Source organism: Streptomyces sp. NPDC096105 (genome assembly GCF_044763335.1).
Classification (GTDB): Bacteria; Actinomycetota; Actinomycetes; order Streptomycetales; family Streptomycetaceae; genus Streptomyces.
Window position 1 is genome coordinate 25,607 of the sequence record NZ_JBIWGC010000035.1, and the last position, 8,855, is coordinate 34,461.

General features: G+C 73.5%; 9 protein-coding genes. 2 read left to right on the forward strand and 7 right to left on the reverse strand.

What is annotated here, in order from left to right:
• Nucleotides 1–4 precede the first annotated feature (4 nt).
• A complete protein-coding gene (locus ACIQ8B_RS31945) occupies nt 5–928 on the reverse strand; it encodes an NAD(P)/FAD-dependent oxidoreductase (protein WP_290005130.1) in 924 nt (307 codons plus the stop codon).
• 93 nt (nt 929–1,021) lie between these two features.
• On the opposite strand from ACIQ8B_RS31945, the gene ACIQ8B_RS31950 reads away from it, so the two are divergent.
• Nucleotides 1,022–2,110 (forward strand): saccharopine dehydrogenase NADP-binding domain-containing protein, encoded by a 1,089-nt coding sequence (locus tag ACIQ8B_RS31950; protein ID WP_403551696.1) that lies wholly within the window; start codon nt 1,022–1,024, stop codon nt 2,108–2,110.
• 132 nt (nt 2,111–2,242) lie between these two features.
• On the opposite strand, the gene ACIQ8B_RS31955 is transcribed toward ACIQ8B_RS31950, so the two are convergent.
• The 4 genes from ACIQ8B_RS31955 to ACIQ8B_RS31970 form a co-directional block, all read right to left on the reverse strand.
• Entirely contained in the window at nt 2,243–2,662 is a 420-nt protein-coding gene (locus ACIQ8B_RS31955; RefSeq protein ID WP_290004955.1) for a Fur family transcriptional regulator, read from the reverse strand.
• Nucleotides 2,663–2,703: 41 nt separating this feature from the next.
• Nucleotides 2,704–3,873 (reverse strand): GTP-binding protein, encoded by a 1,170-nt coding sequence (locus ACIQ8B_RS31960; protein WP_403551699.1) that lies wholly within the window; start codon nt 3,871–3,873, stop codon nt 2,704–2,706.
• A 5-nt stretch (nt 3,874–3,878) separates the two neighbouring features.
• The gene (gene rpmF, locus ACIQ8B_RS31965; RefSeq protein ID WP_106415537.1) at nt 3,879–4,049 is read right to left on the reverse strand and encodes a 50S ribosomal protein L32; all 171 of its coding nucleotides are present in this window, start codon (nt 4,047–4,049) and stop codon (nt 3,879–3,881) included.
• 790 nt (nt 4,050–4,839) lie between these two features.
• On the reverse strand, nt 4,840–5,223 hold the full coding sequence (locus ACIQ8B_RS31970; RefSeq protein WP_403551701.1) for an ArsR/SmtB family transcription factor: 384 nt from the start codon (nt 5,221–5,223) through the stop codon (nt 4,840–4,842).
• Between the two features lie 137 nt (nt 5,224–5,360).
• Between ACIQ8B_RS31970 and ACIQ8B_RS31975 the strand changes: the two genes are divergently transcribed.
• Nucleotides 5,361–7,340, forward strand: a complete 1,980-nt coding sequence (locus tag ACIQ8B_RS31975) for a heavy metal translocating P-type ATPase (RefSeq protein ID WP_403551703.1) — start codon at nt 5,361–5,363, stop codon at nt 7,338–7,340.
• A 466-nt stretch (nt 7,341–7,806) separates the two neighbouring features.
• Here ACIQ8B_RS31975 and ACIQ8B_RS31980 read toward each other — a convergent pair whose 3' ends face one another.
• Nucleotides 7,807–8,481: a hypothetical protein gene (locus tag ACIQ8B_RS31980; RefSeq protein ID WP_403551704.1), complete on the reverse strand. Its 675-nt coding sequence runs from the start codon at nt 8,479–8,481 to the stop codon at nt 7,807–7,809.
• A gap of 105 nt (nt 8,482–8,586) precedes the next feature.
• Nucleotides 8,587–8,855, reverse strand: a 269-nt coding sequence (locus ACIQ8B_RS31985; protein ID WP_403551706.1) for a TerD family protein, incomplete at its 5' end; no start/stop codon positions are given.

The following is an 8,855-nucleotide window of genomic DNA, read 5'->3' on the forward strand; positions in this document are numbered from 1 at the left end:
GGTCTCAGCCGCCCAGGCCGGCGTCCTCGCGGAAGAGCTCCTGGTCGAGCCAGACCGCGGCACGGGCGCCGTCGGCGGCACCGGTGATCACGAAGGTGAGGGCGTCCGGCAGGGCCTCCAGCCGGGCGGTGTCCCCGGCCGCGTACACACCGGGCACGGAGGTGCGCTGGAACTCGTCCACCCGCACACAGCCGTCCGGGAGGATCGCGCACCCCAACTCCTCGGCCAGCGGGGAGTGCTGACGGGTGGGCGCCCGGTGGTAGACGCCCTGCCGCTCGAGCACCCGTCCGTCGGCGAGGACCAGGCGGACGGCCCCTTCCTCCCCCTCGACGCGGGCCACGGCCGTTTCCTCCACGGCGATCCCGGCCTCGGCGAGGCGGCCCGCGGCCTGCTCGGGCACCGGGTGGCCGTCGGTGCACACGATCACGTCCTCGCTGAACCGGTCGGCCACGTACAAGGCCTGCATGACCTGCGGCAGTTCGTGCCCCAGGACGGCCAGGCTCATCCCGCTGGTCTCCCAGCCGTGGCAGAACGGACAGTGGTACACCCCCCGGCCGAACAGCGCGGACAGGCCCTCCACCCGCTCGTCGAGCACGTCGACCTGCCCCGTGGCGAGGACCAGCTTCCGGGTCCGCTCCACGGTGCCGTCGGCCAGCGTCAGGGCGAATCCCCGGGGCTCGGGCGCGGCGGCGGTGACGGTCGCCTCGCGTACGGCCACGTTCGGGTAGGCGGTGAGCTGCTCCCGGCCTATGCGGCGCAGCTCGGCGGGCGGGAAGCCGTCCCGGCTGAGGAACATGTGCATCTGCGCCGCGGGCGCGTTGCGCGGGCGGCCCGAGTCCAGCAGGAGGACCCGCCTGCGCTGACGCCCGGACACCAGCGCCGCGTTGAGGCCGGCGGGACCTCCGCCCACCACGATCACGTCGTGCATCGTCGTCACTTCTTCCTTAGTCCGTCGAATAATGACTACGATAATAATTATCATTTTCATCAACCGAATCAGCGGGAAACAGGAGGAACACCGGTGCGACACCCGGCGGTCATCGGCGTCATAGGCGGTTACGGAGCAGTCGGCAGCGCGGTCGTACGGCGGCTCCACCGGGCGGGTGTCCACCCGCTGTTGGTGGCCGGCCGCGACCGGGGCCGGGCGGAAGCGCTGGTCGCCGGCCTGCCGGAGGGAGGCCCGGACGTGGGCGCCCTGGCGGTGGACCTGACCGATCCCGACTCGCTGGATCGCTTCACGGAGGGCTGCCGACTTGTCGTCAACTGCGCGGGACCCTCGTACCGCGTCCTCGACGCGGTCGCCCGGGCCGCGCTGCGAGGCGGCGCGGACTACGTCGACGCGGCCGGTGACGACCCGGTCCACAACCTGCTGTCCGCCGACGGGGGCGCCGGGCGATGGGTGGCGGCCGGACGCACGGCCGTGCTGTCCGCCGGCGCGCTGCCGGGTCTGTCCTCGCTGCTGCCCCGCGCGCTGGCCGCCCGCGCCACCGGTCCCGTCGCACTGGACGCCTATGTCGGCGGCGTCGCGCCGCTCACCCCGGCCGCCGCCGGCGACGTGCTGCTCGGCCGCGGACCGGAGCACGGCACGCCGGCGGCCGCCTGGCACGAGGGCCGGGTGCGGGAGCGTGCGCTGGCCCCCCGCCGAGGAGTGCGACTCGACGCCTTCCCCGCGGCCGTCGACGCCTTCCCCTTCCTGTCCACCGAGGCCGTCCGGCTGGCCCGTGCCACGGACATCGGCCGGGTGCGCTGGTACACCGTCTTCGGTGGCGGACGCCTGGCCGAGGAACTGGCCATGGCATGGGCACTGGACAGCACGGAGACCGCTGACCTGGTCGCGGCGGCCGACGAGGACGTGCGGCGCCACGGAGCCTGGTACGGACAGGAGTTCCACCTCTGGGACGGAGCGGCGGACGGCCCGCCCACCGCGAGGCTCGTCCTGCGCGCCCCGGACTCCTACGAGCTGAGCGGGTTCCTCGCCGCCGCCGCCGCTCTCCGGACGCTCGACGGGGCGATCACTCCCGGTGTGCACTTCGCCGCGGACGTGCTCGACCCCGCGCGGGTCACCGAGGAGCTGGCGGCCGATGGCGCGGCGGAGCTCGAGGTGCTGTGAGCACCCGCCGGTGCGCCGCCCCGACCCCTCAGAGGGGGTCGGGGCGGCGCACCGGCGGCCGAACGGCTCGCCGGACCACCCGTGTACCTGGACCGTCACCGGGCGCCCCGGGCACGGTCGGCGAGATGCCGGTCAGCGGTCGACCGGCCCGGGGCGGCAGCCGTCGCACACGCCTGTGAGTTCGACGGTGTGATCCACCGAGTGGAACCCGATGTCGCGCGCGATCCTCACCACCCACTGTTCGACCTCGTCGGAGTCCACCGCCAGGCTGAACCCGCACTCCCGGCAGACGAGGTAGTGACGGTGGCCGTCGTCCGGCCTGGGCCGGTAAAGACGTTCACCGTCACTGTCACGCACCACGTCGACGTGCCCGGCCGCCTCCAGCAACCGGAGCGTGCGGTAGACGGTGGTCAGCCCCACCGCCACGCCGTCCCCGGCCAGAGCGGCATGCAGGGCCTGCGCCGAGACGAAGCCGTCGCAGGCGCGCAGGGCCCCGAGGACCGCGGCTCGCCGCGGGGTCGTGCGCCACTCGCTGCGGGCCGTTCCGTACATGAGTGTGCCTCCCGTCGCCTCCGGACGCCCTCGTGATCCGGTCAGGCGACCGCCGCCGGACTCGGGTGGCCGTGCTCGGGATCGCATACCTGCCCGGTGTCCCACGCGGGAAAGGGATCGTTCGCCGGACTCGGCTCGCCCTCGGTCATCAGGCATGCGGCGAGGGCGGCGCGCAGGCTCGGTTCCCGCAGGCCGACGCCGATGAACACCAGCTCCTGCGCGTGGGGCGCGTCGGTGTCCCGGGTGCCGGACGGTTCGAAGCGGGCCACGGCCCCGGCCTGCGACCACAGACCGGTCACGTCCTCGCGGCCGGCGAGCGTGAAGAACCCCTTGGAGCGCAGCACCCGGCCGTGCGTTCCGCTGTCCAGGCCCTCGGTGACGAAGCCCCACAGACGTCCGGGATGGAAGGGGACGGGGGAGCGGAAGACGAAGGAGGAGATGCCGTACTCCTCGGTCTCCGGGACGTGGTCGCCGTTGAGCTCCCGGACCCAGCCCGGTGCCTGCTGTGCACGCTCCAGGTCGAACCGGCCGGTCTCCAGAACGTCGCGCGCGTCGACCCGGCCGTGCACCGCGGGGATCAGACGGGCCGTCGGATTCAGCCGTGCGAGCACCCCGCGCACTCGGTCGGCGTCGGCGTCGTCGACCAGATCCAGCTTGTTGAGCACGAGCACGTCGGCGAACTCCACCTGGTCGACCAGCAGGTCGCTCACGGTGCGCTCGTCGTCCTCGTAGGGAGCCAGACCCCGTTCGGCGAGGTCGTCCCCGGTGTCCAGCTCGGTGAGGAAGCTGGCGGCGTCCACGAGGGTGACCATGGTGTCCAGCCGGGCCACGTCCCCCAGCACTGCTCCGTCGTCGCGGGCGAAGGCGAAGGTGGCGGCCACGGGCATCGGCTCGGAGATGCCGCTGGACTCGATGAGCAGGTAGTCGAAGCGGCCGTCCCGGGCGAGGCGGTCGACCTCCTCCAGCAGATCGTCCCGCAGCGTGCAGCAGATGCAGCCGTTGGTCATCTCCACCAGACGCTCCTCGGTGCGGGAGAGCGCCGCCTCGCCACCGCGCACGAGGGCGGCGTCGATGTTGACCTCGCTCATGTCGTTGACGATCACCGCCACGCGCAGGCCCTCGCGGTTGGTGAGGACGTGGTTGAGGAGCGTCGTCTTGCCGGAGCCGAGGAAGCCCGAGAGCACGGTGACGGGCAGGCGCTGCGTGGGCATCGGCGTCAGCCCTCCGGGCGCAGCAGACCGCGCCGGTAGGCGGGCACGAGGTGCTGGGGAACCCGGTGGGTCACACCGTCCACCGTGACCGGCACCAGATTCGGCGTCGCCGCCTTCCACTGGGCCCGGCGGTGACGGGTGTTGCTGCGGGACATCTTGCGCTTGGGCACGGCCATGGGTCGTTCCTCTCGGTCGGGACGGTTGTCCGGCGCTGAACGCGCCGACCGGCAGGTCGGGGGGGACACCTCGACCGCGCCGGGCAGACATCAACAATACACGACAATGATTTTCATATGCGATAATGGTTCGGTCCGGCGGGCCGGAGCGATCCCGACGAGGGCCGTCGGCGCGCGCAGTGGGCCTTCGCCCCGAAGACCGCGCCCGGCTCGGAGCGGTTCACCGGAGGGCCGCGTCGGGTGGCCGGGGACTCCACTCGGAGGTGACGCGCCCGTCACGCATCTCGATCACGCGGTCCCGAAGTGCCGCACGACCGCCCGGTCGTGGCAGGTGAACAGGTGGCCGAGGCCGAGGTCGCCCCGGAGGCCGGCGAGCGGGTTCGGCACGCCGGCCCGGATCGGCGGATCGAGGGGCGGCACCGGCTCGTCGAGGGCCGGCGGGCGCGGGCCGGCGGCCGGTGCCCGCGCGATCCCGGCGCGCCGGCACCGGCCGCCGGACAGTTCGTGCGGGTGGCGGTCGCCGTGCGACGGGTCCGGGCCGACCCGGTCGAGGAGCGCGGCGACGCGGGCGGGAGGGCGTTCGGCGACAGGCCTTCTTCGGATCGGCCGGTTCCGCCCGGCCGACGCCTCCCGTCGCCGTCCTCCTCATGGCCAGGGCCTGGCGCGGGCGAACTGTCCCCAGCCGTCGTCCGGGCCGAGCGGCGCCTCGCCGGGGCCCGGGTGGTGGGGCGAGGGGCGTGCGGGAGAGCGCGTTGCGGGCCGTCACGCCCGAGGGGGTGCGATCCCGTGCTCAGGTCGTCCCGTTCACGGCCGCCGTGGTCGGCGTGTCCCGCAGGCCGAGGCGCAGGTGCTCGACGTGGTAGAGGGCCTGCTCCAGCAGTTCGGCGACATGGTCGTCGTAGAGGGCGTAGATGACCGAGCGGCCCCGGCGCTCGCCGGTGACCAGGCCGAGGTTGCGCAGCAGGCGCAGCTGGTGGGAGCAGGCCGACTGCTCCATGCCGACGGCGTCGGCGAGTTCGGTGGCGGCGCAGGGGCCCTCCTGGAGGCGGGTCAGGATGCGCAGCCGGGACGGGGTGGCCAGAGCCTGAAGGGTCGCGGCCACGTCGGCGGCGCCCACCGTCTCCAGGCGTTCGCGTGCGGTGGCGGTGGTCTCGGCGTCAGCTCCATGGCCCATGGGCACCATCCTACGAAGGCCCTCCCATGAATGCATGAACTAATCTTCATGTGCTCCTGTATGGTGAACGCGAGTGGCTGCCGCATGCACGGGCTGCCGCCTCTTCGCCATGCCGTCGTGAAGGACTGTCTGCTCCGATGACTTCCACCCTCCCCCCGCCCACGGCCGACCGTCCCGCGCCCGCGCGCACCGGAGACGTCTCCCGGCGCAGGACGCGGGTTCTTGCCCTGCCCGAGGTGCGCTGGGCGGCCGCGGCCACGATCCTTTTCCTGCTCGCGCTGCCGCTCCAGTTGGCCGGGGCGCCGGCCTGGACATGGGGCCCGCTGTACGCGCTGTCCTACGCGACCGGCGGCTGGGAGCCCGGATGGGCGGGGCTGCGGGCACTGAAGGAGAAGACGCTCGACGTCGACCTGCTGATGGTCGTCGCCGCGCTGGGGGCGGCGGCGATCGGGCAGGTGATGGACGGCGCCCTGCTGATCGTCATCTTCGCGACATCGGGTGCACTGGAGGCGCTGGCCACCGCCCGCACCGCCGACTCGGTGCGCGGCCTGCTCGACCTGGCACCCGCGACCGCGACCCGCATCGAGGTCGACGGCAGCGAGACGGCCGTCCCCGTCGAGGATCTGACGGTCGGTGACACCGTCCTGGTGCGGCCCGGTGAGCGCGTCGGCGCCGACGGCCGTGTCCTCGACGGGGCGAGCGAGGTCGACCAGGCCACCATCACCGGTGAACCCCTGCCGGTGGCGAAGGAGAGGGGCGACGAGGTCTTCGCCGGCACCCTCAACGGCACCGGCGTGCTGCGCGTACGGGTCGAACGGGACGCGGCCGACTCGGTGATCGCCCGGATCGTGCGGATGGTGCAGGAGGCTTCCGAGACCAAGGCGCCGACCCAGCTGTTCATCGAGAAGGTCGAACAGCGCTACTCACTGGGCATGGTGGCCGCGACCCTCGCCGTGTTCCTCGTCCCGCTCGCCTTCGGCGCGAACCTCGCCGACTCCCTGCTGCGGGCCATGACCTTCATGATCGTGGCCTCGCCGTGCGCGGTCGTGCTGGCCACCATGCCTCCCCTGCTGTCGGCCATCGCCAACGCCGGACGCCACGGAGTGCTGGTCAAGTCCGCCGTGGTCATGGAACGGCTGGGCCAGGTGGACGCGGTCGCGCTGGACAAGACGGGCACCCTGACCGAGGGCACCCCGCGCGTCACGGACGTCCGCCCGCTCCCGGGCACGGGCCTGGACGACGAGGACCTGCTCCTGCTCGCCGCCGCGGCGGAGGCGCCCAGTGAACACCCGCTGGCCAGGGCGATCGTCACCGCGGCGCGCGAACGGGGACTCGCGTTCGAGCCGGTGGTGGACTTCGGCTCCACGCCCGGTGTCGGAGTGAAGGCCACGCTCGACGGACGCCTGGTCGAGGCCGGCGCCCCGGCCCGGCTGCTGCGCGAGACCGACGACGCCGCCTCGGCCCACGCGAAGGCCCTGTCCGGTGAACTGGAGGGGGGAGGCCGGACCGCCGTCCTCGTCACCCTCGACGGCGCGCCGGTCGGTGTCCTGGGCATCGCCGACCGGCTGCGCCCGGACGCAGCCGCGACCGTGGCCTCACTCGCCTCCCTCACCGGAACCGCGCCAGTACTGCTGACGGGCGACAACCCGCGCGCCGCCGCCCGTCTCGCCGCCGAGGCCGGCATCGAGGACGTGCGGGCCGGGCTGCTGCCCGAGGAGAAGGTGGGTGCCGTCCGGGAACTGGAGACCGCCGGGCGCAAGGTCATGGTCGTCGGTGACGGCGTCAACGACGCGCCCGCGCTGGCCGCCGCCCACACCGGCGTCGCCATGGGCCGAGCGGGCTCCGACCTGGCGCTGGAGACCGCCGACGCGGTGATCGTCCGGGACGAGCTGGTCACCGTGCCCGCCGTGATCTCCCTGTCCCGCCAGGCCCGCAAGCTCGTCGTGCAGAACCTCGTCATCGCCGGGGTCTTCATCGCCGGCCTGGTCGTCTGGGACCTCGCCGGCCACCTGCCGCTGCCGCTGGGCGTCGCCGGCCACGAGGGCTCCACCGTCATCGTCGGCCTCAACGGCCTGCGGCTGCTGCGCGAGTCGGCCTGGCGCAAGGCCACCGGCTGAGCCGCCGCGGGGCGCCTGGCCGCCGGTCGCCCCGGTGCACGGCCACCGTGTGCCGGGGCACGCGGCCTCCACGCGGGCACACCCGGATCTTCCTGAAGCGGCCTTTTCGCCAGCGGTCCGCCACCCCGGCCTGCTCCGGCGGCAGGAGTGACCGCAGCGCCGTCGCCGGCCGGTGGAAGCGGTTCATGCGCGCCGGGTCGAGGAAGACCCCGGGCCCGTGGCGCTGCGCGAGACGCGTCGTGTTCCGTCCCCTCTCGGCGACGAGGGCGGCTGTGGCGGCGATGAGGACGAGGGCGAGCTCGCCCGGTCCGCACAGGGGCGTCCTGCTCCCTTTTCCGGGACCCGGGCCGGGCCTGGACGGCGCGAGCGTAACGGTGGTGGCGCTCACAGGCGGGGCGCGACGGCCGGAAGCGGGTTCTGGAAGTGCGGCCTGCGGCGGGCGCACGGGCCTTTCATCCGGTGGCCCTCACTCGGGCCGGCCGGAATGAGAGGGGTGTTCCTTCGGGCCCGCGGTGGCGTGGGGGTCGGTGGTGCGGACCACCAGGGGCGGTGTGCCACGGATGGCGGGGTCCTCATCGAGGCACTGGCGCAGACAGGGCAGCATGCCCCGGTCCAGGAGGGCCTGCTGCCAGTTCAGTCGTGGCTGCTGCAGACGGGCTGCGTGTGCGGACTCGTCGTCGCCGCGTATCGCCGTCCTCAACAGCGCGGCGAAGGCGAGGAGGGCGCTGATGCCCGCGATCAGCGTCAGGACCCATCCGGCGGTGACCAGTGAGCCGGGCAGCGCGCCTTCCGCATCGGTCAGCTGGAGAAGGTAGCCGAGGACGAGCAGGACCGCGGCGGATGCGGCGGCCACAAGCGGGGTGAGCACTGTCAGGGCGGGCAGCAGGGCGCCGGCGGCGGGGTGTCGCGGGGGGCCGGGCTGTGCCGACGTGCGCAGGGCGAGGTACGCGCCGTATTCCCCGGATGCCGCGGCGGCTATCTCGTCGGCGTCGCCGAGAGCCCGCAGGCGCAGGCGCGCGGTGGCCCGGCCGGTGGGGTCGGTGCTCAGTGCCTTCTGTACGTCCGCGGTGGTGAGTGCCAGGTTCAGTACCGCCTCGAAGTCCGGCCTGTCCTCCGGGCGAAGGCGCAGTGGATCGGCCACGTGGTCTCCTGCGGGTGGGATGTGTAGGTCTGGCGGTCGGAGCTGCGCGTCGACGCGCCGGACCTGGCCCCTCGGGAGGGCCGGCCCGGCGTCGTCGTGGGAATGTCAGACGCCTACGCCGAAGTCGGCGGCGATCCCGGACAGTCCTGAGGCGTAGCCCTGCCCGACGGCGCGGAACTTCCACTCCGCACCGTTGCGGTACAGCTCGCCGAAGATCATCGCGGTCTCGGTGGCGGCGTCCTCGGACAGGTCGTAGCGGGCGAGTTCCTGGTTGTCCGCCTGGTTGACGACGCGGATGAAGGCGTTGCGGACCTGGCCGAAGCTCTGGCCGCGGTTCTCGGCGTCGTGGATGGAGACGGGGAACACGATCCGGT